Source organism: Novosphingobium sp. BL-S-32, from assembly GCF_056857055.1.
Genome location: NZ_CM166477.1, coordinates 1782913 through 1807344, shown reverse-complemented (window position 1 = coordinate 1807344; position 24432 = coordinate 1782913). Strand labels below are relative to the sequence as shown.

General features: G+C 60.7%; 17 protein-coding genes and 1 pseudogene. 12 read left to right on the top strand and 6 right to left on the bottom strand.

The window, feature by feature from the left end:
* Positions 1 to 3: 3 nt before the first annotated feature.
* Positions 4 to 1263 carry an MFS transporter gene (locus tag AC1VVK_RS24335; protein WP_482905730.1) on the bottom strand — a complete coding sequence of 420 codons (1260 nt, stop codon included), beginning with the start codon at positions 1261 to 1263 and terminating at the stop codon, positions 4 to 6.
* 308 nt (positions 1264 to 1571) lie between these two features.
* Between AC1VVK_RS24335 and AC1VVK_RS24330 the strand changes: the two genes are divergently transcribed.
* The 4 genes from AC1VVK_RS24330 to AC1VVK_RS24315 all read left to right on the top strand — a co-directional run bounded on the left by AC1VVK_RS24330 (position 1572) and on the right by AC1VVK_RS24315 (position 5581).
* Positions 1572 to 4307, top strand: coding sequence for a TonB-dependent receptor plug domain-containing protein (locus AC1VVK_RS24330; RefSeq protein WP_482905729.1), 2736 nt, complete (start codon positions 1572 to 1574; stop codon positions 4305 to 4307).
* Positions 4308 to 4742: 435 nt separating this feature from the next.
* Complete coding sequence (locus tag AC1VVK_RS24325; protein ID WP_482905728.1) at positions 4743 to 4979, top strand: hypothetical protein; 237 nt, start codon at positions 4743 to 4745, stop codon at positions 4977 to 4979.
* Between the two features lie 246 nt (positions 4980 to 5225).
* Entirely contained in the window at positions 5226 to 5444 is a 219-nt protein-coding gene (locus tag AC1VVK_RS24320; RefSeq protein WP_482905727.1) for a hypothetical protein, read from the top strand.
* Entirely contained in the window at positions 5441 to 5581 is a 141-nt protein-coding gene (locus AC1VVK_RS24315) for a hypothetical protein (protein ID WP_482905726.1), read from the top strand. The genes AC1VVK_RS24320 and AC1VVK_RS24315 overlap by 4 nt, the downstream gene beginning before the upstream one ends.
* Positions 5582 to 5907: 326 nt before the next feature.
* On the opposite strand, the gene AC1VVK_RS24310 is transcribed toward AC1VVK_RS24315, so the two are convergent.
* Entirely contained in the window at positions 5908 to 7098 is a 1191-nt protein-coding gene (locus tag AC1VVK_RS24310; RefSeq protein ID WP_482905725.1) for an ATP-grasp domain-containing protein, read from the bottom strand.
* A 17-nt stretch (positions 7099 to 7115) separates the two neighbouring features.
* Positions 7116 to 8474 (bottom strand): pyridoxal phosphate-dependent decarboxylase family protein, encoded by a 1359-nt coding sequence (locus tag AC1VVK_RS24305; protein ID WP_482905724.1) that lies wholly within the window; start codon positions 8472 to 8474, stop codon positions 7116 to 7118.
* 466 nt (positions 8475 to 8940) lie between these two features.
* On the opposite strand from AC1VVK_RS24305, the gene AC1VVK_RS24300 reads away from it, so the two are divergent.
* Positions 8941 to 10353 (top strand): hypothetical protein, encoded by a 1413-nt coding sequence (locus AC1VVK_RS24300; protein ID WP_482905723.1) that lies wholly within the window; start codon positions 8941 to 8943, stop codon positions 10351 to 10353.
* Positions 10354 to 10882: 529 nt separating this feature from the next.
* Positions 10883 to 11761, top strand: coding sequence for a DUF481 domain-containing protein (locus AC1VVK_RS24295; RefSeq protein ID WP_482905722.1), 879 nt, complete (start codon positions 10883 to 10885; stop codon positions 11759 to 11761).
* Positions 11762 to 11839: 78 nt separating this feature from the next.
* Here the strand turns inward: AC1VVK_RS24295 and AC1VVK_RS24290 are convergent, their stop codons facing one another.
* Positions 11840 to 12931: a BamA/TamA family outer membrane protein gene (locus AC1VVK_RS24290; protein WP_482905721.1), complete on the bottom strand. Its 1092-nt coding sequence runs from the start codon at positions 12929 to 12931 to the stop codon at positions 11840 to 11842.
* Positions 12932 to 13576: 645 nt separating this feature from the next.
* Here AC1VVK_RS24290 and AC1VVK_RS24285 point away from each other — a divergent pair.
* The 4 genes from AC1VVK_RS24285 (at position 13577) to AC1VVK_RS24270 (ending at position 18904) form a co-directional block, all read left to right on the top strand.
* Positions 13577 to 14887: a DcaP family trimeric outer membrane transporter gene (locus tag AC1VVK_RS24285; RefSeq protein WP_482905720.1), complete on the top strand. Its 1311-nt coding sequence runs from the start codon at positions 13577 to 13579 to the stop codon at positions 14885 to 14887.
* A gap of 26 nt (positions 14888 to 14913) precedes the next feature.
* A complete protein-coding gene (gene glsA / locus AC1VVK_RS24280) occupies positions 14914 to 15945 on the top strand; it encodes a glutaminase A (protein ID WP_482905719.1) in 1032 nt (343 codons plus the stop codon).
* A gap of 118 nt (positions 15946 to 16063) precedes the next feature.
* The gene (locus AC1VVK_RS24275) at positions 16064 to 17602 is read left to right on the top strand and encodes a hypothetical protein (protein ID WP_482905718.1); all 1539 of its coding nucleotides are present in this window, start codon (positions 16064 to 16066) and stop codon (positions 17600 to 17602) included.
* Positions 17603 to 17617: 15 nt separating this feature from the next.
* Positions 17618 to 18904, top strand: coding sequence for an amidohydrolase family protein (locus AC1VVK_RS24270; protein WP_482905717.1), 1287 nt, complete (start codon positions 17618 to 17620; stop codon positions 18902 to 18904).
* A gap of 316 nt (positions 18905 to 19220) precedes the next feature.
* Here the strand turns inward: AC1VVK_RS24270 and AC1VVK_RS24265 are convergent.
* Positions 19221 to 20238, bottom strand: a pseudogene (locus AC1VVK_RS24265) (IS110 family RNA-guided transposase).
* A gap of 112 nt (positions 20239 to 20350) precedes the next feature.
* On the opposite strand from AC1VVK_RS24265, the gene AC1VVK_RS24260 reads away from it, so the two are divergent.
* Positions 20351 to 20926 (top strand): transposase, encoded by a 576-nt coding sequence (locus AC1VVK_RS24260; protein ID WP_482905716.1) that lies wholly within the window; start codon positions 20351 to 20353, stop codon positions 20924 to 20926.
* 265 nt (positions 20927 to 21191) lie between these two features.
* Here the strand turns inward: AC1VVK_RS24260 and AC1VVK_RS24255 are convergent, their stop codons facing one another.
* Positions 21192 to 22502 carry a surface lipoprotein assembly modifier gene (locus tag AC1VVK_RS24255; RefSeq protein WP_482905715.1) on the bottom strand — a complete coding sequence of 437 codons (1311 nt, stop codon included), beginning with the start codon at positions 22500 to 22502 and terminating at the stop codon, positions 21192 to 21194.
* 210 nt (positions 22503 to 22712) lie between these two features.
* Here AC1VVK_RS24255 and AC1VVK_RS24250 point away from each other — a divergent pair, with 210 nt between their 5' ends.
* Positions 22713 to 24422: a transferrin-binding protein-like solute binding protein gene (locus AC1VVK_RS24250; RefSeq protein WP_482905714.1), complete on the top strand. Its 1710-nt coding sequence runs from the start codon at positions 22713 to 22715 to the stop codon at positions 24420 to 24422.
* The last annotated feature ends 10 nt before the right edge of the window (positions 24423 to 24432 follow it).

The following is a 24432-nucleotide window of genomic DNA, read 5'->3' as shown; positions in this document are numbered from 1 at the left end:
TCCTCATGCCCGGGCAGGCGCCTGAACGCCCCAATCCGGATAGCTGCGCAAACTGAAGACCAGACCGCCCGAAATCAGGGATATGGCAACGCCGACGAGCAACAGCGGAGTGTAGCTTCCATAGCGATCGTAGGAGACGCCAGCGGCCAAGGGGCCGATCGCCGAGGCGAGCGCTATGACGCTGGTCATGAAGCCGAAGATCGTTCCGTAATTGCGCATGCCTGCGTATCGGGCTGTCAGATAGCTGCAGAGCTGGATCTTGGTACCTGCGGCATAACCGCTGATCATGATGCCGATCACGATGGTGACGGGCGTGGCAATGCCCGCCATCAGCATCGGCCATCCGATCGCGGTCGATGCCAGCGTAATGCCGCCGACCATCCGTGCATGGAAGCGATCGATGAGGGTGCCCGAAACGAGCTTGCCCATGACGCCTGCGACACCTGAAAGGCTTACCAGCCAGGCTGCCTGCGTGCGGCTCATGCCTGCTTCGACGAGAATGGGAAACTGGTGCACGACCACTGCAATCGTGACGGTCAGAACGAGGAAAGTCGCCACCGCGACCTTCCACAGTGAGGCATCGCGCCACGCTTCACCAATGCCGAGGCCGGGAAGTTTGACGGTCTCCTCGGTGGTTCCCTGCGCCTGAAGGGATTGCCGGCGCGCACGATCGCGGACGTCGAAAAGGAAGAGGGCGGACAGCAGCAAGGCAAATCCGCCCCATCCCAAACCGAGTACGACATAGGCTGATCGCCAGCCGAACATGTCGATCAGGTAATTGGACAGGGGCGGGGCGACGACTTGCGCGAGGGCTGTGCCGGACATGGTCACGCCCAGCGCCAGCCCCCGGCCGACCCTGAATACACTGGCGATTGCGGCGGACCACAAGGTCGACTGCACCAGCAGTGCGACGACGCCCCATGCGATCCACAGTCCCAGCCATTGGGCCAGAGAGCCGTTGGCCTGCGAGAAGGCGGCGATGGCGAGGCTCGTCAGGACGAGGCCGGGCAGCGCCATCCGCCGCGAGCCGTGACGGTCGATGAGAATGCCGATGAAGGGCGAGCACAGGATCGAAAGCATCGAGGCAATGGCCATCCCGAGCGAGAGTTCGGTGCGACCCCAATGAAACTCGGCGGCAAGAGGATCCATGAAAACGCCCGCTGCGGCCGTCATGAATGACATGAATGAAAAACCGATGCAGGCCGCAAGGACCATCGGCCAATAGCGCCGCCATTCGGCGCCTGCCGTTTCAAGCTGCTCCAAGTCCAGCTCTCCCAATCTGAGCGCCGCTTCCTGCGGTCGTCTACGCTCGGGAATGTGCGTCATTGCGGGCCCTGAGTCCATCTCAAAAGTATCCTGTTTAGGAACATTCCGACGTCTTCACCTGGGCGCCAAACGGCCCTCCAAGCTGGAAATTTCGCGCCTATGCGCCAAAAAGCAGCATAAATATTGCAGATTCATCGCCGGCTCGATCAGTTCTTGCTGACGAGCATGAGGGCTTTCGATCTGCTGCTTTGCGGCGTTATCGTTTTAGAGTGTACTAAATGAAAATAAACCCAGGGAGAGATTTGATGATGCGTACGAGTCTGCGCGCGCGCAGGTTTAGCCTGACCGCGGGCGTTGCCCTGACGTCGTTGATGCCGGCATGCGCGTTCGCGCAAGAGGAGAGCAGTCAGCCGCAGGCTTCCGGCGACAATCAGATCGTCGTTACCGGCACTCTGATCCGCGGTATTGCGCCAGCGGGCTCGAACGTGGTCGGCATCACGGAAGAGCAGTCGAAAGTTTCGGGCGGAACATCGACGAACGAAGTACTCGCAAGCCTGCCGCAAGTCTCGAACTTCTTCGGTATTGTGCCTGCCGGCGTTTCGCCGGTCTCCGGCGCGAATTCCAGCAATCCGATCGCGCGTCCCAACCTGCGCGCGCTGCCGGCAGCAAATACCAGCGGTGGCGCCCAGACCCTTGTTCTGATCGACGGGCGCCGCGTGGTCGGTGCCGGAACCCAGCAATTGGCCGTGGATCCGGACATCATTCCCCCCGCAGCGGTCGAGCGCGTGGAAGCCATGCTTGACGGTGGCTCGGCGGTCTACGGCTCCGACGCGCTGGGCGGTGTCCTCAATTTCATGACGCGCAAGACTTATGACGGGGTCAAGGTTGATGCCCGCGTCGGCATAGGTGACGATTTCACATCCTATGACAGCGGAGTGATTGCCGGAAAGACGTGGGACGGAGGCGGGCTGTATGTCGCCTATAACTTCTCCAAGCACGATGCGATCTTCGGTTCCGACCGCAAGTGGGTGAAGCGGATCGATTGGAACACCGGCGTGCCAGTCGGACGCAACTGCGCCGATCCGACGGTGTCGATCGGCAGCAATACATACCTCGTTTCTGGAAAGAGCCTTGTTTCAGGAGGCCCCAACACTTGCGATCCATCCGATGACACTGCAATCTATCCGGCCGCCGAGCTGCACTCGGCAATGGCGCGCTTCACCCAGGAACTGGGAAGTTCGCTGAACATCGATATCACCGCGCTCTACGCCAATCGCCAGACCCGCGGAAATGGCGGCGCGCTGGGAACGCTCGGCAATACGACCGGAACCGTCACACTCACGCCCTCCAACCCGAATTACATCGACGCCGGCGGCGCAGATGCGGGCAAGCCGCAGACCGTCCGGTTCAATTATGCCTCGGTCGACGGTTATCGCTCGCAGACTCAGAAAACCGACCTCGAGACATGGAGCATTGCACCTTCTCTGACTTATGACATGGGATCGAATTGGCAGGCCCGGGCGCTGTTCAATTACGGCAATAGCCGCGTTTCCTACCAGAACAACCTCGTCGATCCGATCGCGCAGGCGGCAGCGCTCGCCAATGGGACGCTCAATCCCTACAATCTGGCGGCGACCAACCCCGGAGTCTTGTCCGACATTCTCGACGGCTACGAGCAGGGCTACGGGCGCAACGAACTGTTCAACTATCGCTTCATTGTCGACGGTCCGCTTTTCAAGCTGCCCGGAGGCGATCTGCGCGCCGCGCTCGGTGCGGAGTACATGCGTGATATTTTCCAGCGCCAGACCACGGATGCGAACCTGAGGTGGCTCCCGCGCGATGATTACACCCAGACTGTGAAATCGTTGTTCGGCGAACTTCAGGCGCCGATCGTGACGGGTGGCGGCGCAGGACTGAGCGAGCTGATCGTTTCAGCTTCGGCGCGCTACGACAAATACAATGACTTCGGAGACACCTTCAATCCGAAGTTCGCTCTGACCTACAAGCCGATCGACTGGATTTCGATACGGGCAAACTGGGGCAAGTCGTTTACCGCGCCGTCGCCGGTTGACCAGCTCGGGCCTCAATCGGCGACGGCGACGCTCATTCCCGGACAGTACCTTTCGCCGCCTCCGGGTCAGTCGTTCGCAACCGGCGAAACCGGCGTCTACCTGGGGAATGGTTCGGTCACCGGCCTTACCCCGCAGAAGGCCACAAGTTGGTCGATCGGGGCGACGATCGAGCCCCCCGTCGTCGACGGCCTGACGCTCAGTGCTTCGTATTACGTCATCAATCTCAATGGCACGATCGGTCGGCCGGTTACCGGCACGGGGCTTACCGACTTCTACAACAATTTTCCCAACCTCTGGACGTACAGACCGACCGGACAGCAGCTTGCCCAGATCCTGTCCGGCCTCGCCAATCCGAATAACATCGGATTCACGCTGCTCAATCCGACTTCGACGGATCAGGCCTTGGTAAGTGTTGGCGGCAGCGGTGCCACCCCGGTAGGCGTCGCACTCGACACCCTGGTACGCAACCTTGGCAAGACCGATCTCAGCGGGATCGATTTCGATGCGAGCTATGTGCTCGACACCAGCTTTGCCTCTTTCGATGCGCGGATCGCGGGCAACATCCGTCTCAAGCAGGACACCAAGGCGAGTCCGACTGCAGCGCTGGTGGACGATCTGATGTACGGAATGCCAAAGACGAAGTTCACAGCGTCCCTTGGCACGACCATTGACAAGCTGAGGGCCCAGGTCACGCTTTATCACGTCTCGGGCTTTGAGCGGGCCGACAAGGGGCAGCCATCCGCCTTCGGCCAGACGCGTCTGGGTGCCTTCGACACAGTCGATCTCTACTTCCGCTACACTTTCGCGGGCACGGGGATCACTGATGGGCTTGCGCTCTCGCTGAACGTCAAGAATGTCCTCAACGAGGTTCCGCCGGTCTACAAGAACGTGGGGCAGAACGGCTACGATCCAAGCAACGCGTTCACCGTTGGCCGCGTGTTCCAACTTGGTGTTGAAAAGTCATTCTGAACTTACACTCGAGCTCCGAAGCCGGATTAACACACGCCATTGGAGCTCGTCTCTCGCAATTGCACGAGCAAAGTGAGAGTTGGGTCACTATTCATTAATCCCAATCGGGGCGCCCGGCATCGTCTGCGGCGTCATCCATGCTGCTGCGGGCCGGATTTAATCCCTATTGATGATTGAGTGGGTGCTCCATTAGTTCATGGAGGCTTGTTTCTGTGGAGGAAGAAGGGGGCTGGGCGACCCGATCCCAAGAAAGGCGGCAGGCTTTTTTCGCGACCCTGAGCCGCCGCCGTCCCTCAAATCAGTCTTCTTACTGCGCCCGCATTGCCGCACGAACCGCTCAAACTGGCGGCAAAGGGTTGGCTTATCCCTCCGTTCGCGCCACATTGTGCAATGCGGTATTCCTCCAAATCCCTCCTTACCATCGGGGTTCCGGTCGTGTTTGCACTCTGCGGCGCCGCCGGCCGTTACACTTTCCAGTTGGTGGAGACGCGCTACCAAATCCTTACATTCTGGATGATCGCGGCTGCATTGGAGCTGTGGCGCCATGCTGAAGAACCGCAAGCCGGAAGCTGGAGAGCCGTCGCAAACGCCGGCGCCGCCACTGCCGCAATCATTGCTATGAAATGGCATATCGAGGGCGTCTCGCCGCTGCTTTTGGGTCTCGCGGCTTAGTCAGGCAAGGCGCTTTGCGCTGAGATGGCAATGAGCGGTCGCGATGCATCGCGGCCGACGCGTACTGATTTCGGCAGGATGTCTGGCGATCAAGGCCGTCGAAGCGCGCGGCGCGTCGGACCTGAGTAGGCGCGTACTCCCAGTCGATCGGCCAGATCTTCCGTTTTCGATTGCCGAGGGTTTGTTGAGCTCGATCCCTCCGCGCATCTGACAGGTGCGCTCAAGGCGCGTCCCAAAGTGCGGCACATGGCGCGGCTCCCACTGCAGCAACTTCCCGAACTCTTGCACGCCATTCAAAACTATGACGGGGAAGAGGATCGCCGGCGCCGCGAGATTACGTGGGAGGCGATGCTGTTCACACTGTTGACCTGGTGCCGGACAAGCGAGACGCGCTTTGCGGCCTGGATGGAGTTCGAGGACCTCGGCGGCCACAACCCGCTCTGGCGTATTCCGGCGAGCGCATGAAGATGGACCGCAAACACCTTGTGCCGCTTTCGGCGCAAGCCGTCGCACAATTGCGCCGCCGTATGCGCACGGCCAACCGCGACGATCTCGTGTTCCCGGGGACCAAACCCGGCAACCCGTTCTCTGATCATGATTGACGTGGCTATTCCGGCCTACACCGAGCGAATTGCAACGCCCCTCATCCCGTTCGTTCGAGTGACACCCAGCCTCTCCTAAAACATGCCATTCCCGCAGTGCCGGCTCCGGCCGAGTCCAAGGGCCGTGTCGTCCGACGAACCGGTTTGTCCCCTTCAAGTCGCTGACCCGAGGTCGAAAACGACCGCAAGGTAGGACGAAGCCGCCGTTTGCAAGCTTTATGGCGAAGGCCAGTTCCTGCCGGAATCAGACTTTCAAAGATTTTTGGAATTCCGGATCGGAGGGCGTAAATGTATCTCGCCCTCGCTTTCACATCGTTCGCGCAAAGTTACTGACCGTGACTCATTTTACGGAGAAACGCGATGAATGCGTCGAACAGTCTGGTCATAGGCACCTTCTTGTATGCGAACTCGGGTGCGTCCTCCATCGAATGGACAATCATCGCGACGTCGGCTTCGAACAGCAGCAGGCGGCCGTCGGACGTTTCACCGCAATCGATGCCGAAATAGTCCAGTCCAATCCGGTCGCAGAGACTGTCGAAGGCGCGTGTGTGGCGCGCGGCGAAGTCCTGATCAAACGCTGCCATGAATGCCGCTTCCTCGTCACGGCGCCCCGCATTCTCGGCCATACCGGCGCTCATATAGTGGACAATCCAATGGTCCGAGACCGCGAGATGGCTGATGTAGGGCACGCGGTCGATGAACACGATCCGCTGCTTGCAGAACAATCCGTCGGGGCCGCTATAGTCGATGAAGTCGGCAACGTAGAATTGCTCCTCGGGATGGCGCGCCAGATAGTCGGCGAGCTGTTCCGGGTTCTCCACTTTTTCCAGGCCGATCCCGGCCTGCGTACCGGATGGCCGGATCGTGCTGGGAAAGCGCGGCGGGTCCAGCGCGATGTCCGCGCGCGTCCGGGATCGCGTGGTAGGGGCCAGGATCTCCGGCACGTCGGCGAGCGCGGTAGCCACGCCGTCGCGCGTCAGGTTGGCGATATTGATAGCGCGCCCGTTGAGGATCGGACGCGGCCATTGCGCGGCCAGACGGTCGATCCGGCGCAGCAGCGCCTGGCTCTCCGGGGATTCACCCGCCGCGATGATCGCAACGTCATGCTCGGGGAACGGCAGGTCGAGCGGATTGTCCGCCTCGAGATCGAGATAGGCCGTGATCAGCGTGACGTTCGAATGTTCGAGCAGGAAATCGAGCGGAGTATTTGCGGTCAGATCGCCAGGAGCGAGCAGCGCCAGCACGCGGATGTCCGATCCGTCGCCATAGACGTTTTCGAAGATGCGCTGCTGCGCGATCGCCTGCGCCTGAAGCGAGAGACCTTCCTCGCGATTGCCGATGAACTGGATAAGAAACGAAAGGTCCAGCATCGCGCCGGCATCGATCGTCTCTGATGAGATCCGCCCGATCATCGTGTCGACGAGCTCGGAGAGATCCTGCTTGTTTTCGAACATGCGGCCGAGGCGCGCGGGCCCGAGCGTGGTAGGCAGGGCGCGGGTGATGGCGGAATGGATCACGGGATTCCTCCGAATGGTCAGGCGGGCATTGCAAGGAGCAGGTCGACAAGCGCGTCGACATCGGCTTCGCTCGTGCGGTGATTGACGAAGGCGGCGCGGATCGCAGGGTGCCCATGGATCCGGGTCAGCGACGGCGCGACACGCCCGCCTGCCTGCAGCCGCGCGACGGCAGCTTCATTGCGGCGGTCGGCATCCGGGCCAGTGAAGCCGAAACAGACGATGTTGAGCTGGACCGGCGCCATCAGGCTCAGCCCCTCGGCAGCGGCGATCCGCTGTTCCAGCCGCCGCGCAAGATCACATGACCGCGCGATGGACTCGCCGATCGCGGCCAAACCGAAGGTACGGAGCGTGAACCAGGTCTTCAGCGCGCGAAAGCCGCGGGAAAGATCCGGGCCATAGTCGCAGGGCCAGTGCGCGCCGCTCGCCATGCCGTCCGTCGCCCGCTGGAGATAGGGCGCGTCTGCGGCGAAGGTTGCGCGGTGGATGGCCGGGTCGCGGCACAGCAGGAAGCCTGCATCGTAGGGAACCTGCCCCCATTTGTGAAAATCGAACGCCAGGCTGTCCGCCTGCTCGATGCCGGCCAGGCGCGGGGCGAGCTCGGGCGCCAGGATCGCTAGCGCCCCAAAGGCGCCGTCGATGTGCAGCCACAGTTTTTCTTCGCGCGCCACCGCGGCCAGTGCGGTCAGGTCGTCGGTTGCACCGATATCGACCGACCCCGTGGTCCCGACGATCAGAAAGGGGGTCAGCCCGGCTGCGCGATCGGCAGCGATCGCCGCCCGCAAGGCCGCGACATCCATCCGGTGCTGATCGTCGACGCCGATGGCGCGGAGGGATTCCGAACCAAGCCCCGCCATTTCGAACGCCTGGCCGACGCACCCATGTGCCGCCCGGGACGTGTAGCCGGTCAGCGTCCGCCCCGCTGCCGCGATGCCGGTGTGTCGCGATCCGGTGCCGAGCGCCCGCGTCCGCGCGATCAGCACGGCCATGAAGTTTGCGATCGACGTCCCGGTCACGAAAAGGCCGCTGGCATCCACGGGAAAGCCGAACAGTTCTGCCATCCACGCCGTGATCTGGCGCTCGACATGGATTGGCATGTGCTCGCGCCCGCCGAGATTTGCATTCAGGCCGGCTGCGAGCATTTCGGCGAGCATGCCCACCGGGGTTCCTCCGCCCTGCACCCATCCCAGAAAGCCGGGATGCGCATTGCCGCTGCCATACGGCAGGATATCGTGGAGGAAGTCCTCATGTACCACTTCCAGCGGCGTCGGCTGCGCGGGCAGGGGCCGCTGCATGCGTACGCGCGCCGGTTCCGGAATGGGTTGCCAAAGAGGACGCTCGCCCACGGTTTCCATCGCGTCGAGAAGATCGTCGAGCATCTTGTGCCCCTGCGCCCGCAGCGCCGTCCAGTCCCCCGGATCGAGCGACACCCCTTCCACGGCAGCCGCGGCGCCAGGATGCCCAGCAGACGGATGGGATCGCGGGATATCGGCCGGAACAGGGGTAGCAGAGAACGCGTTCATGCACCCCATTATAGGCGCCCACTGGATGGCTTGGTTAACCGGCGCGTATTTCGGCGGATCCTTTCCGCACAGCGCCCGCCAAAAATTGGGCGCATCCAGGCGCCGCCCGATCTGCCACCGCGCTATGATGGAGAATGCGTTGGCAACGCGTGCGCTGCGACCTCCGCCGGGGTGATGCCCGCGTGGTTTGCCCGATGGAGTTTCGATAATGACAGCGGTCAGCCGGGTCCCGGCCCATCTTTGCGAGGCCTTTCCTCCCGCTAGGGCCTGCCTGGCCGATGCGCTTGCCCAGGGTGGAGACGGTCGCATCACGCTGGACCCGGTGACCGCCCGCAACAGCTATGGCTGCATCGCCGAACCGGATCCCGATCTGGTGCGGCTCGGCTCCTCCACGGCTTCCACGATCGGCTCTGCGGGCTTTGCGGCCGCCGAGCAGTTGCTCGAACGTCTCGGGCTCGACACCCGCGGCGGGTTCCGCTGGGGGATCGCGGCGGCCGCAGCCGCCCGCATCCGGCGCGGCATTCTCGATCTCGCCGGCGTGGAGCGAAACTCGGGGGTGGAGGCCATTCTCGCCGCGTCGGGCACGGATGCGCACCTGATCTTCACCCAGATGACGCTGCATCGCCCCGGCGCCCCCTGGCTGGTGCTGATGCCCGAGCCGGCCGAATCCGGCAGCGGCGTGCCCGGCGCGCTCGCCGGCAGGCATTTTGCCGGCCATGCGGCCATGGGCGGTGATGTCACGAAGGGCACGCTGGTATCGCCGTGCGCACCGATCGAAACACGGCGCTATGCGCTCCGCGAACCAGACGGATCGGCTCGCAACCTGGCGGAAATCGACGCCGAGATTACGGCCGCGATTGTCGAGGCAGTGGCGGCGGGGCGCCGCGTCCTGCTCGTTGCTATCGATGTTTCAAAGACGGGCATCGTCGCGCCCAGCCCGGGTTGCGTGCTGGCAGTAAGAGCTGCGCATGGCGACGCGGTAGAGGTGCTGGTCGACGCCTGCCAGTTCCGCCTCTCGCCGGAGCGGTTGAACCGCTATCTCAACGGCGGCTGTGCCCTGGCGATCACCGGCTCGAAGTTCATGGGCGGCCCGATCTTTTCCGGCGCGCTGCTGCTGCCCTCGACTGTGGGGACAAGGCTTCGCGCGCTGCCGATGCCGCCGGCGCTGGCGGGCTATTCTGCGCAGTGCGATTGGGACGAGGCATGGCGGGCTGCCGAAACGCTGAGCGTCCCCACGAACACCGGTCTGCTCTTGCGGTGGGAAGCGGCGCTTGCCGAGATGCGCCCTTACGGCAAGCTCGACGAGCAGGCCACGCGCGCCATCGCTATGAACTTCAGCCAGGCCGTGCTGGCAGCCATGCAGAGCAACCCGGCGATCGAACCGGTGCTGGACCATGTCGATCCCCGCGCGCTCGGCGACGGCATCGGCGAAGACGTGCGGACGATTTTTCCCTTCTACCTGGTACGTCGGACCGGCACCGGGCAGCGCCGTGCAACGATGGAGCAGACGCGGCAGGTGTACCGCCAAATGCCGGTTCCTGCGGGCACATCGCGGCACTTGCGGCGGCGTTTCGAACTTGGCCAGCCAGTCGCCATGGCGCACGGCGAAGGCGCTCTGCGTTTGTCCTTGAGCGCGCCGTTGATTGCCGAGGCCCACCGACGTGGGGAGAAATGGCTGCGCGAGCTTGCGATGGATGCATTCGCTAAAGCTGCGGAGATCTCCACAATGCTATAGAGGAGCAGGAAACACGATAGGGTCAATGACCTGGCCGCCGAAAGGTCTCTCAGTCTGATGTAGAGTCTGTCCACGAGTTGATCCGACACCGAGCGAATGAATTATAGAGTCCGTTCGCTGCGCGTGACCGCCGGCGAGATGCAGGCGAGGGCGCCGCTACAGTAATGCGATCTGCTTCTGTTTACCCGCCAAGGCGAAGCCGATGACAGGTCGCTTCATCACGCTGCCCGTTTCAATCCCGCGCCAACGAGCACCTGCGCGACTCGTAAAATGCATGATCCCATATGCATACTTGTCAATAATGCATCATTAGATAAATAGTCGCGTAGAAAATTCAAAACAACATTCGGAACATGCTATGCCGTCGATGAGGATATTCTGAGATATCCAGAGATAACTAACTCCGGAGAAGGACCGCTCCGGGGAGCATTTATGCATTAACCGAAAAATATCCTGACAGCCTGCGCCTCCGCGAGAGTTCATCAAGATGGCAGAGCCATTGCGGGGAGGCGTATGGGAGGACACGTTCATGCGTATTCCATTCCCCATTTTGCCGGTGATCCTGGCGCTTTGCCCTGTGGCAGCGATGGGGCAGGACTTGCCCGCCGGCCTGGCCGAACTGCTCCGCGAGGCAAATCCGCAGGAAAGGGAAACGCTCAAGAACGTAGCCAAGCGGCGCTATCCCGCGCAGCGTCAGGCCATCGACGATCTAATCGAGCGGATCAAGGACGAGGAAAAGGCGAAAACCGGAAAGGCCAGCATTGTCGAAGGGTGGACCGGTGAAGGCTCGCTGGGCGGCAATATTGCATCGGGCAATACGGATGAATGGAATTTCACCGCAGCGCTCAACGTAAACCGCAAGGGCCCCCATTGGCAGCACAGGATCGAAGTCCATGTCGACCTCAGCGACGCTGACGGAACCCGGACGGAAGAGCGGCTCTCGACGGCCTATCGCGCGCGGCGAGACTTCGATAAATCGCCGTTCTTCCTGTTCGGAGCGCTCAGCTACGATCGCAACCAGTTCCAGGGCATCAACCACCGCATCACGGAATCCGCAGGCGGGGGCTATGAGATTATAGACAACGACGATCTGGATTGGGATGTCTACGCGGGCCCCGCCTTGAGGCAGACGGATTTCACGGATTCCACTTTCGTCGATCAGCTAGGCCTGTTCGTCGCGACCGACTTTAAATGGGAAGTCACTGACACCCTTACCATTCGCGAATATGCGGGCACGGTGCTTGCGAGGCAGAACAAGACTTTCAAGACGACCACGTCCCTGACGAAAAATCTATACGGCAAATTGTCCGCGAGAGCTGATTTCACGGTCGATGCAGAAACCAATCCGCCCACCGGTTCGCAGGAGACCGACCTCTATTCGACGATCAGTCTGGTTTACGACTTCTGATCAATTCGGATCCGGCCATTATCCCGGCCCGCCCAGACGCCGCCAGCGGCAGTCGAGTGCGATCACGTGGCTTCGGTCTCAGAACACTTCGCCGATCCCGAAGTAGATCGCATGGGAATCGCGGCCTATGGCAAAATCGAGCCGGAGGTTCGTGCCGGTCGATTGGGATGCCTTGTATCGCAGGCCCATGCCGGCGCTCGGGAGGAACTTGCCCTTGCCCAGATCGCCCAGGCTGCCGGCAATGGTGCCGGCCCCGGCGAAGAATACGGCGCCGAATTTGCCGCCCAGATGCTGCCTCCATTCGACCTGTGTGGTCGCCATCGCGCCGTCGCGGTAGCGGCCCATCTCATAACCCCGAAGATCGCCATTCTGACCGTACATGCAAAGGTCGTAGAATGGGCCGTTGTCGGACACGGTGCAGAGGCCGCCATGTATTGCCAGAGTGCCGCTCGACGTCAGTGGGAAGTAGCCGTTGGCCGAAAGCCTCCACTTGTTGTAGGTAAAATCGCTGCCCAGGCCGCCCGTATTGAAGATGCCCACCAAAGTAATGTTGGCACCCTTTCGCGGCGCGAACTGATTGTCCCTGCTGTCATAGGTTATTGACGGGCCGACCCCGGAAATCCGGCTGTTCAGAAGATTGTCCGGAAGGTTGAGATCCGGAAAGAGCGGGTTCTCGCGCTGGATGCTCTGTTTCAGGTCCAGGAACTGGAAGCGCCCGCCGACATAGAGATTTGGGGCAATCCGGTATTGGCCCTGCGCGATGAGGATGACACCCTTGTCGTCCAGTTTGACCGAGACATTGCGGTCGCCCGCCGATGCGCCGATGCCATAGAAGTTGAGTTTGAGATTGGCGTAACCGCCGAACGCCAGCACCTTGATGCGGTCGTTGTCCAGCGACATACTGTGGAAGGCGGCGGCACCACGGCTTTTGTTGCTGGTGTAGAACGCGCCTCCGCCGGTGACCCAAGGCTGGCTGGATCCATTTGGATTGTAGAATAGTACCGCTGCCAGTGTGAGCCCGGTTCCGATCGTCGGGTTCGACATGGGGATCGGCACTACAAGGAGATCGGGCTTAGACGCCTTGGCAGGTTCGCCGCTGGCGTCAGTCCGGTCGGACGAGAGGGCCGTAGTAACCGTTGCTTCATTGTCTGCCAGGCGATCGAGCGGCACGCTTTGGGCATGGGCAGAAGGTGCCAGCCAAAGGATCGATGCATGGACAAGGAATGCGCGAAGCGTTGACGCAATTCTTGTCGAGAGCCGCCGGCAAAGAGGCTGGAACCGATGCGGCCTGTCTGATACTTGCGGGTTTGCGGTCTTCATCTGGTCTGTACCGACGATATCCAGGGCGTGACGGGCCGTGGATGTGCTCAAGGTGGTTAGGCTGCGCTACGCTTGATTGCGGCATGTCTTTTACCGGCGAAGGTCGTGCAGGCGGCAAACGTGGGCAATGCCTCGTCGGATCGGGGACTGGACCAGCAAGACTGTCAAGCGATCAGACTAGCTTTGGGGCTTCGAAGTCTTGCCGGGCCGGTGGGGCATCGAGCGTACATTCGTATGAATCGAGAGATGGCATCTGCGCATCAAGAGTCGGGCCATCATCGATCCAAATTAGTATTCGTGGGGCTAAATTTTATTTCTAAGATAGAACATCTTTTGGCGTCAGCAACTAAGGTATCTCCGCCATTATTATCGAGGGGAATCACGGATACAATAAATCACGCATCCCCAGCAAATTGCTGAACATTGCTGGCACGCTTCGCAAGTCGACCGTGATGGGCCGAACTCGGAGCTGGCAGCAAAAAGGGGAGAAAGCAGATGAGTGGAGATCCTCGTCTCTCGCCTGGCAGAGCCAGAGCGAAAGTCGTAGCACGGTCCCTGGTACCCGGATCGCTCGCGGCATTCTGTTTCGCCGTCTCCACGCCGGTGCTGGCACAAGATGCCTCATCTTCCCAGGACTCCAAGGTCGATTTCGAAGTCTATGGTTTCGCGCAGTTCGACGGCATCGTGGATATTGATGGCCGGATGAACCCCGACTGGAAGGATGCCTTCCGCCCCTCGCGCATTGCAACGCCCGAAGGACAGTTCGGATCGAATGGCGAAACCTCATTCTCGGTCAAGCAGTCCCGCCTCGGCGCCAAGGCCAACGGTGAGGCTCTGGACCACCCTTGGGAAGTCAAGTTCGAGTTCGACATGTTCGGCGTGGGCGACGATGCCGGCAAGACTGCCGTTCGCCTGCGTCACGCTTATGGCAAATGGGGGCCGGTCCTGGCCGGCCAGACGAATTCTGTATTCATGGACGGGGACATCTTTCCCAATGTGATCGATTATTGGGGCCCGGCGGGGATGGTGTTCCTCCGTACTCCGCAGCTCCGCGTGACATTTGTCGACAAGAACGGGTTCCAGGCCATGGCCGCGCTGGAACATGCCACCAATGACGTGGACGCAGGTGGCATTCGCCTTATCGACGAAAGCTTGTCCAGCGACATCAGGGGCAAGAACGAATTGCCCGACCTGACTGCCGCAGTGCGGTACGGCGGGGATTGGGGGCATGTGCGACTTGGCGGAATTCTCCGCAAGATCAGCTATGAAACCCCCGGCCAACCGGATTACAGGCCGAAAGGCCACGAACTCGGCTGGGGCCTGAATTTCACCGGCTCGTTCAAGTTCGCGGACATGGCGACGTTCCGTGGCGGCGTGGTCTACGGCGAAGGTATCGCCTCCTATATGAACGATGGCGGCATGGACCTTGCGCCGTCGGCGGAGCCGATCGCGATTCTGCCGACCGTACCGCAACCGCCGCTCCGGAATCTTCTCATCCTCGAGGCGAAGCCGGTACCGTTGCTTGGCATTTCCGCCTATGTCGACTTAAATTGGACCAAAGAACTGTCATCCTCCTTTGGTTATAGCCAGACCAGCGTCGACAATACAAATTTCCAGACGGGGGATACTTTCCACCGGGGCCAATATGCCAGCGGCAACCTGCTGTGGGCACCCATTCCCCGGATTTTGACCGGGGCGGAGTTTCTCTGGGGACAGCGCGTCAATGTAAATGACGACAAAGGGAAGGACTTCCGCGTGCAGTTCTCGTTCAAGATCAGCTTTTCGAGCAAGGACCTGAAACTCTAAGCGGCCTTGAAAGGGAGTGCACAGAGATGGAAAACTTTCGATTTAACCGTCGTGCAATGATGGGCGGCATTGGAGTTGGTGTTGCGGCGCTTGCTTTTCCCCGCGTGGCGAGCGCAGCCCCCGGCGGCAGTCCCGATTTTGCCGGAGCGGTCAACGCCGCCTATAACAAGTATAAAACCCTGAACGAGGGCAAGAACGCCGACTATATCCCGGCGCTGGCCAAGGTGAACTCCAACTACTTCGGCGTTGCTATGGCTGGACCCGATGGCAAACCCGTTGTTGCCGGCGATACGCAGGAACAGTTTTCCATACAATCGATTTGCAAGGTCTTTAATGCGGCGCTGGTGATGCAGGAATCCGGGGACCAGAAGATCGAGGACAGCGTCGGTGTCGATGCGACCGGTCAGGTCTTCAACTCGATCGACGCCGTCGAGCAGCATCGCGGCAAGGAGATGAACCCCTTCGTCAATCCAGGCGCCATCGCGACGGTCGGAAACATCAAGGGCGGTTCCCCGGACGAAGTGTGGGGAAAAATCATCGGGCTCCATTCCGATTTCGCCGGTCGCAAGCTCGAGGTGAACCAGGAAGTCTACAAGTCCGAGAGCGACACGAACCAGCGGAATCGCGCCATCAGTTCGCTGATGTCGGCCTATGAACGCTTCCCGATGGACCCGGCGGTTGCGGTCGATCTCTATACCCGCGCCTGCTCGATCAACGTATCCGCGCGCGATCTCGCGATTATGGGGGCGACGCTGGCCAATGGCGGGAAGAACCCGGTCACCGGCAAGCAAGTCATTGACCGCAGCCATGTTCCCGGCCTGCTCGCCATCATGTCGACGGCGGGCATGTATGACGATAGCGGCAAGTGGCTCTACCATACCGGCCTTCCCGCCAAGAGCGGTGTCGGCGGGGGCATTCTCGCCGTATCGCCGGGCAAATTCGGTATCGGCACTTTTTCGCCGCCGCTCGATGCCGCAGGTAACAGCGTCCGCGGACAGAAGGCGATCGCGGATGTTTCCAACGCCCTGGGCGGCAACCCCTATGCACAGTTCGGATGAATGCCCGCCGCGACGGGCGGCCCGGTGGTTTCAACCGGATTCTTGTCTGCGGAAATCCCGGTGCAGGGGAAAGCTGTAGTGCCGCTCTGTGCGAAAGGCGCTGAGCTTCCGAGCGATAATGGGTGATCTGGTTCTCAGTGCCTCGGCCATCCTGCTGGCATCCGCGTCCCCGGCCGCACGGTCGGACACGGTACCGGCGGCCGAAGAAGCACCCGCGCGCAAGGAATCGGTTGAGGAGCGGCTTCGCGCTCTGGAAGTGCGACAGAGCCAGTTGGAGCAGGAACTTCGCGAGCGCGACGCCCGCATCGAGGAACTGGAGGGGCGCGGCAAGCCGGGCCAGCCCCTCAGTCAGGCGCTTGCCGGCGACCCGTCCGTCCGGCAGGTCCTCGCGCCGGAAACGACCCTGTCGGCCGCCGGCACCGCAAAGCATAGTGCGATCGGCCAACCCGCCCAGGAAGCACATTGGGGCACCTACGAGGGCAGTAAGGGATTGGTGCTGACGCGCACGGATCAGGGCGAACTGGATTTCGCCGCTTTTTCCTACGCCCGTTATTTGAACTCCACGGGTCTGAACAAGACCTATACGGATTCGTTCGGCCGCACTTTCAATCTGGATCGTCGTAATGACGTTCAGCTTCAGAAGATCACTCTGAACTTCAAGGGGTGGCTGTTCGATCCGAACTTCCGGTATCTGCTCTACGCCTGGACTGCCAATACCAATCAAGGGTTGGGCGCGCAGGTCGTGCTGGGCGGCTATCTGAGCTATCATTTCAACGATGCGATCAGCGTTGCGGCCGGTGTCGGCTCTTTGCCTAGCACACGGACGACCAACTGGACCTTCCCCAACTGGCTCAGAAACGACAATCGCACGATGGCAGACGAATACTTCCGCGCATCCTATACCATGGGCATCTGGGCCTGGGGCGAGATCGTGCCGCGCGTGAAGTATCGCGCCATGATCGGCAACAATTTGAGCCAGCTTGGCGTGGATGCGGTGCAATTGGACAATGGGTTCAATACGGTGTCCGGCGCTCTGTGGTGGATGCCCACGACGGGTGAATACGGCCCCGGGGAGGGCTTTGGCGACTTTGAATCGCACGAGGAACTCGCCACCTTGTTCGGCGTCCACTTCACGCACAGCCGCGAAGATGCGCAGAGCCAGCCGGGCACGGAAAGCTTCGAGAACAGCCAGATCCGTCTGTCAGATGGGACGCTGCTTTTCTCTGCAGATCCGTTCCGCACGGGCGGGCACGTCAAGAAGGCAACTTATGCCATGCTCGCGGTCAATGGCGGGTTCAAGTATCGTGGCTTTTCTCTGGATGGTGAGTATTATTTCCGCTGGGTCAATGACTTCGAGAAGGTTGGCTATATTCCGGTGAACAGCCTCTATGACACGGGCTTTCAGCTTCAGGGCTCGGCAATGGTCTTGAGCGAGAGGCTGCAAGCCTATGCTTCGGGTTCCATGATTTTCGGCGAATATGGCGATCCATGGGACCTCGCGCTCGGCGTCAACTGGTATCCGTTCAAGCGCCGCGAAGTTAAGATCAATACGCAGGCGCTCTACATGTATCGGTCTGCGGTGGGCTATTCCAGCGTGCCTTATCTGGTGGGCGGTACCGGATGGGCTTTCTCTACCGATATGATCCTGGCATTTTGATGGACCCCGAACGGGGTGAAAAGCGCAATTCTCGATTTATACGGCAAAGCCGGTTTTCTGGATACCATTGTCGAACGTCAGAACTTTTTCTTGATGCGATTTGATGCCGAAAACAGAGAGGCTCACCCTATGTTGAGGATGACTTCATCCGCCCGCTTTGGCTTGTTGACGCTCGCGATGGCCATTTTGGCAACCGCGGTGGGCAGCAAATCCGTTGCGGCAAAGCCTCAGCGTATTCCGTTGGCGTCGCTTGGCCCGCCGGCAACCCCGGCACAGATGGCGCGGCCAAACCGCCCACTTTCCTCATTTGAGAAAGGCAAGCCGCAGGATTGCTACAATCGCAAAACGGAATCTTATACTGCCCTGGTCGATGCCCATTTCCATCCCCGACCCTTTGGTGGTCAGGCAATACCACCGACGCAGCTTTTCGATTACTTCGACAGACTGGGCGTGCGCTTCGTCAATTATTTCGGGATCGGCCAGTCGCTCGATATGCGATCGTCCTGCACTTATTATCTGGATTGCCCGGGCACGGCTGCACTGCCGAGCATAAAGAACGACTTTGTGAATGGACAGGAGACGAAAGTCTTCCCTCACCCGAACGTCAACATCACCCTGTCGATGAGCTTCCCCGATCTCGCGCATCCGGAAAATACAGTCCAGACGATAGAACTGTATGACCGCGAATTTCCAGGAATGTACAAATGGATGGGCGAGGTTAACGTCGAAAAGCAGGCTCTGCTCAAAAACCTGCATGAACCCGCGACTGCGGAGAGCATCGCGAAATGGAAACCGTTCATGAAGTTGCTCGAAGAGCGCGGCATTCCCATCACGCTGCATTCGGACCTCGGCAACGACGCAAATCCGACGCAGTTCGTGCCGCTCATGCAGCAAATCCTCAAAACCTATCCCAATAACAAGATCGTGTGGGCGCACATGGGGCTCTCCAGGGAGTTGACCAAGATGGATCCCGCCCAGCATATCGCGATTATGAAGAAGGCATTAGATGCAGACCCCAATCTGATGCTCGATATCTCATGGGATGTTCTGTACGAAGCCTACCACGAATATGGTCCGCAGTTCGTTGCATTTTTTAATGCTTATCCTACGAGAATTCTCAATGGCTCTGATTTTGTTGCGGCAGGCAACAAGAGCTTTGAGCAATATGCTAAAGAGCTTGAGATCACCAGCCGCGTTAACCGCGTGCTGAACGACGAAGCTTTTCGCGACATAGCCTTGGGCGAGAATTACTTTCGGCTTTTGAATCTCAACTATACAGCGCCGGCGATTTGCAAATCATGAGCATGTTCGCATAAAATTGGGCTAGAGCATAATCTGATCGGACTGGATCAAGGGGGATTCCCAAATCGATAAAAGTCTGAATCATGTGTAGACCTTATGGCAAGGGCTTTTTGTCGGTATGGATTTGATCGGTTTCTTTCATGTGTCGGTCTGTTTATGCGACATCGGGTTTGCCGCTGGCCCTGATGGAAATCCGCCGGTGAGGTCCCTGATAAACGTGACGCGCTTTTAAGGCGCAGGGAATCAGACGGGTTGATATCACCCTTGGCTCGATTGTTACTCATCATCGACTGCCACTGCCAATTCCGGTGTTCTATCAGGCGGCCAGTTGATGATATGGCCTGTAGGCTTCCTTTCGGGTCAGCACGACCCATGCGATCGGGGCAAGCATGTTGGCCAGCTCGACGGAGACGTGTCGCAAGGGTTTCTTTTTCGACAGCTTTGTGATCCATTCGGCCATTGACGTTGGTTTATCTTTGACGTGGCGCATGACGGCAGTCGCGCCGACACCGAGCAGTCGGCGCAAATATCGATCTCCCTGCTTGGAGATGCCGCTGAGCCGGGTCTTGCCGCCGGTGGAATGTTGGTGGGCTCAGGCCGAGCCAGGCGGCGAACTGACGGCCGGAACGGAGCTGTTCGGGATCGGTGACGGTGGCAGCGATCGCCGTTGCCGTGACGATAGCCCGGTAACGCAGCTAGCCTGCGACTTGCCTCGCTGTCGGCACGCCAGGCGGTCAACTGCCGGTCGAGCGTCGTGATCTCGCCGCTGATTGTCATGACTTACCCGACCAGTACCTCCAGCGCCGTCCGGGCATAGACGGGCAGAGCGTTCCTGTCGGTAAGTGCCTGCTCGGCCAGCTTCATGAGGTTGGCGATGCCGAGATTTGCAACAAAGCCCAATTCCGCTAGACGCGCTCGCACGGCATTGGCCAGCATGGTGCGTTGGCGCACAAGCAATGAACGGGCGCGATGGGCCATGAGAATGCCCTGCTGCTCAACCGATTTGAGCGGCACGAATTGCATGGTTGGCCGAGTGACGGCCTCGCAGATCGCTTCGGCATAAAGCGCATCGCTCTTGCCGCGTTTCACATGGCCCTTCACCTAGGACGGCGGGATCAGGCGCACCTCGTGGCCCATCGCAGCGCGTACGCTCCCAATAATGCGCCGTTCCGTATGCCTCCACACCGATGAGGCATGGCGCAGAGTTGAGAAGAAAGGCAAGTATCTGCTTGCGGTTCGGCATTTTCACCAGCACCGCGGCACCGCTCTCGTCGGTCCCCGTGTGCCTGAACAACGCTCTCCTCCAGATCGAGTCCAATCGTCGTGATCGTCATCGTAAGCGCTCCTCTTCCTCTCGGTTGACCAACCGGCAGCAGAGCAACTGCCAGTCAGTGCGAGAGTGTCCACATCATCAACATGTTGGCTGGACGAGGAGGCCAGCCTGGCATGACGAAGTCCATCTCAAAGGATCTGCGCGCGCGGGTAATTTCGGCGGTTGATAGTGGGCTATCTCGACGTGCTGCAGCCGAGCGTTTTGGAGTTGCTGCCGCGAGCACGATCCGCGAGGTTCGCGAATGGCGGGAAACTGGATCTAGGCGCGCCAAGCTTCAAGGCGGCGACATGCGGTCACGTTGGATTGAAGCCCATCGCGATGTCATTCTTGGTGCAATCGAGGAGCAGGCGGACATCGCGCTGGTTGAGCTGACCGCGATGCTACGATCAGCGCATGGAGCCACATTCGCACCGAGCACCATCTGGCGTTTCCTCGACCGTCACTCGATGACGGTCAAAAAAACGCGCACGCCAGCGAGCAGCAGCGGCCTGATGTTCTCGCGCGGCGGCGCGCATGGTTTAAGGCTCAGCCCGAACTCGATCCCGAACGGTTCGTGTTCATCGATGAAACCGGCGCCTCAACGAAGTTGGGGCGCCTGCGCGGATGGGCAAAGCCCGGCATGCGCTGTCAATCGCCAATCCCGCATGGTCATTGGAAAACCACCACTTTTACCGGCGCTTTGCGCTTGACAGGCATGACCGCACCCATGGTCCTGGACGTACCCATGACGGGAGAATGGTTCGCTGCCCAGCCGACGCTGGTCGACGTTCAAGCCCGAGACTCAAAACTTGCCGTAGAGCCATCAACCAACAGGCGGACCTGAACGACCGCACGTTGGCCCCGCACCACTACCTGCTTTCCCACCAGATCGCAGAAAACACCCCGTTGCAATGGGCCAACTGACCGACCGACCGGCCATGCATCGAGTGTCCGCAAGGATCGGGTGTGGCAGCCTCAAAACGCGGATGTTACACCAAACTCAGCGACCACGCGGCGATAGTCGTAGATCTCGATCGACGAGCGGTTGCGTTCCCACTTCACGCGCACCAGTGGGGCGAAACTGCCTAGATGCAATGCCCGCAAGGTCGCCGCGATGCTAGCGCTGTAGCGGTCCTCGACCCGCCGTTCGGGATAGAGGAATAGTCTTGCGTCCGCCTCGAGGTGGCTATAGCCCAGCGTCCCTACCAGTGTGGTGCGACCCAGTTCGCGGAATAGATAGGCCGAGGTTCCGCCCATCGTCAGCGAATAACCCGGATCGCGGGCCGCCTCGCGAAAACCAAATATCTGCAACCCGCCGCCGAACCGCGCGCTGAAGGCTCGGTCCAGGTTGGCCGCCAGTGTGAAGTCGTCCGCGGTCTGCAATGCGTTGCGCTGGTTGGTCACATGGCCGATATTGCCGTCGAGCCGCACTTGTCCGCGCCTGCCCACCGGGCGCTGCCAGTTGACGCCGCCGCCGATCGTGGTGCTGAACAGCTGCCCCCCGTACCAGCGGCGCGAAGGGCCGGCCGAGAACGTCAGCTGATTGCCGCCCCAAGTGTATTGGGGCCCTGCCTGGAGCGCCACAGTGATGTCGGTGAAATCGGTATCGCGATAAAGTGTGGCGTCCGTCGAAGCGCGCACCAGCAGGTCAGTGCCGGGCTCGATACCCAGACGAAAATAGCCCTGCCCCTGCACGTCGAGGCCGACGCCTGACTTCGCGCGGGCTTCGTCGTTGAGCGTGAGATTGCCGATCACGGTGCCCAGCGTATCGGATCGCGTGGCGCGGTTGATGTTGCTGTCCGGGGCAAGCCCGACCTCGATCGATCCGCCCAGCGGCTTGCGGGCGTTGAGCGCGCGCGAATAGAAGCGCACCAGCTGCTCCACCGCCGCAGGCAGTCCCGCGGCCTCGGCTGCCCGCAGTTCCCTACGTGCACCGGCCATGTTGCCGAGCATCGCCTGCATGCGCGCGAGTTCCAGCCTGACCCGCGTAGCGCCCGGCTTGTCATCGAGGATGCGACGGAATTCGAGCGCGGCATCGCTGTAACGCTTGAGATCGTCCGCCAGCATCATGCCGAGGCGAAAGCGCGCTTCGGTGCGCATTTCGAGATCGGGATCCTGCGCCAATGCGCGATAGGCAGTTCCGGCGGTGACGAAATCGCCCCGGTCGCGCGCCTGCCCGGCGAGGGCGAAGACTTGCGCGGCGGAGAGATGTTCGGTTGCGGAAATCGGCGCGTGCAGGCCATTGCTGTCCTGCGCGCCAGCACCGGCGGCGATGCCCGCCAGCATCACCGCGATCAGCAGTCGACGAATTGAAATGGTACACCCCCGTTCGGGGCGCGCTTATCGCAGCAGGCAGATCGCTGTCCAGACGGCGGATCCGTCGTTTCCATAACCGGAAGGCGGTTTCAGTAATTTAACCCGTATTGCCGATCGAGACTTGACCTTGATGCACCGCCCAAGACATGGGCCGGGCGCGATTACGAAACGGGGGCATACATGAAGATCGGTTACTGTGCGGCAAGCGCCGTCGCTTTGCTGTGGCTTTCGGGCTGCGGGGGCGGCTCCGGCGGTGTGCAGAGCACACCGACTCCAACGCCAACTCCCAAAGCCAATACGACTATGACCGACCTGAAGGTCAGCCAGGCGTTCACCAATGACGCAGCGACCCTGCACGGAACCTGGGATCTGGCGACCGGGACGGCGATCAAGGGGAGCAGCGAAGCCGCCACCCTGTCGATCCGCTACGATGCCGCGGCCGGCTCCTACGCACTGGTTACCGGCGCACGAAGCCAGACCTTCGATGCCGCCGACGTCAACTCGCAGGATGCCTACGACACCTCCTATCGGCGTTCAGACGGAGCTCACAGCGAGACGCTGACTCTGGTGAAGCAGCCCTATACCGGGCAAGCGGCCAAGCGGTATGTCGCCATGGGTTACTGGCAGAGCAACACCGTTGCCGACGGTCACCAGTCAACCGACTTCTCGAGTTTCACCTACGGTCTGCCCACGGCGTCGGCAGCGGTTCCGCGAACCGGCGCCGCAGCCTATGGGATCGACATGTTCGGGGTGGTCACGATGCCCGGCGAAGAACCCATGTCGATGCAGGGTAGTGGCAAATTCAGCGTGGATTTCACGCAGGGCGTGTTCACTGCACAAACCTACAGCTCGGAAAGCGGACTGGTTACCGACAAGGGCGTAACAGGCGGCGGTATCGAACTGCGCGCGGGTGGCACCCTGTCTTCCGGAGACGGGACCTTCAAGGGTAGCGCTGTCTACGGCAGTTCCTATGGCCAGTCCTCGGGGACGATCGCGGGGCGGTTCTACGGTCCGAAAGGCGAAGAATTGGGCGCCACGTTCCAGACCGCAAATGCGCAGGGCATGGCGGCGGTCGGCTCCATCGTAGGATCGAGCGACGCAAGCCAGCAACCCGACGCCCAGACTTTTGCCGGGCTTCTCGCTGGCCAGCAGTCAGTCGCGCTTACCGGAACCGGCGGCAGCACCGTGCGGTGGCTGAACTCCGAAACATTCGACTTCCAGGGATATTCCTCGGACATGGTCGGCGGACGCTTTACGATCAACGAGAAGATCGCAAGCCGTAACCCCAACTTCAACACTTACACCAAGACCGGAGACAATGGATACGGTCCTGAGCAGGTAACGCTGGAACTCTACAAGTCGGGCGCGGAGAACACCGAACTGGCGCTGACCTACTCGTCCTTCGGGCATTGGGCTGCAACCGGCAGTGGGGCTTTGACGCAGGATTCCTATTTCACCTACGGCTTCGCCACCGGAGGCGACTTCCTGGCGGCACGCACCGGAACGGGCCGATACGAAGGTGTTGCCTATGGCACCGGCTTCGGCAGCACGGGTGCGACGCGATACGACGTGAAGGGAACCTCAAGTCTCGACGTAGATTTCAGCGCGCAGACTTTCGGGGGCACCTTGGCGCTTGCAGGCACCGAGCGGGCTTCGGGTGCACGGGCCGACTTCGGCAGCTACGACATGGCCGGGCAGATGTCCGCGAGAGGCTCCAGCCTGCAGGGCAGCATTTCGCGTGGAGGCAGTAGCCTGGGTAGCCTTACAGCGCAGTTCTTCGGATCCGATGCGCAGGAACTGGCCGGCACGTTCTACGTAAACGGCTCCACAGTAAGCGGCACGCCGGAAAACGTCGGCATCTCAGGTGCGATCGCGACTGTGCGGAAATGAACGGCATCCT

Coding starts and splice junctions, on each gene's coding strand:
- AC1VVK_RS24330 (WP_482905729.1), top strand. CDS start 1,572: ATGATGCGTACGAGTCTGCGCGCGCGCAGGTTTAGCCTGACCGCGGGC.
- AC1VVK_RS24320 (WP_482905727.1), top strand. CDS start 5,226: ATGGCGCGGCTCCCACTGCAGCAACTTCCCGAACTCTTGCACGCCATT.
- AC1VVK_RS24315 (WP_482905726.1), top strand. CDS start 5,441: ATGAAGATGGACCGCAAACACCTTGTGCCGCTTTCGGCGCAAGCCGTC.
- AC1VVK_RS24305 (WP_482905724.1), bottom strand. CDS start 8,474: ATGCTCGACGATCTTCTCGACGCGATGGAAACCGTGGGCGAGCGTCCT.
- AC1VVK_RS24295 (WP_482905722.1), top strand. CDS start 10,883: ATGCGTATTCCATTCCCCATTTTGCCGGTGATCCTGGCGCTTTGCCCT.
- AC1VVK_RS24285 (WP_482905720.1), top strand. CDS start 13,577: ATGAGTGGAGATCCTCGTCTCTCGCCTGGCAGAGCCAGAGCGAAAGTC.
- glsA (WP_482905719.1), top strand. CDS start 14,914: ATGGAAAACTTTCGATTTAACCGTCGTGCAATGATGGGCGGCATTGGA.
- AC1VVK_RS24275 (WP_482905718.1), top strand. CDS start 16,064: ATGGGTGATCTGGTTCTCAGTGCCTCGGCCATCCTGCTGGCATCCGCG.
- AC1VVK_RS24260 (WP_482905716.1), top strand. CDS start 20,351: ATGACGAAGTCCATCTCAAAGGATCTGCGCGCGCGGGTAATTTCGGCG.
- AC1VVK_RS24255 (WP_482905715.1), bottom strand. CDS start 22,502: ATGCTGGCGGGCATCGCCGCCGGTGCTGGCGCGCAGGACAGCAATGGC.
- AC1VVK_RS24250 (WP_482905714.1), top strand. CDS start 22,713: ATGAAGATCGGTTACTGTGCGGCAAGCGCCGTCGCTTTGCTGTGGCTT.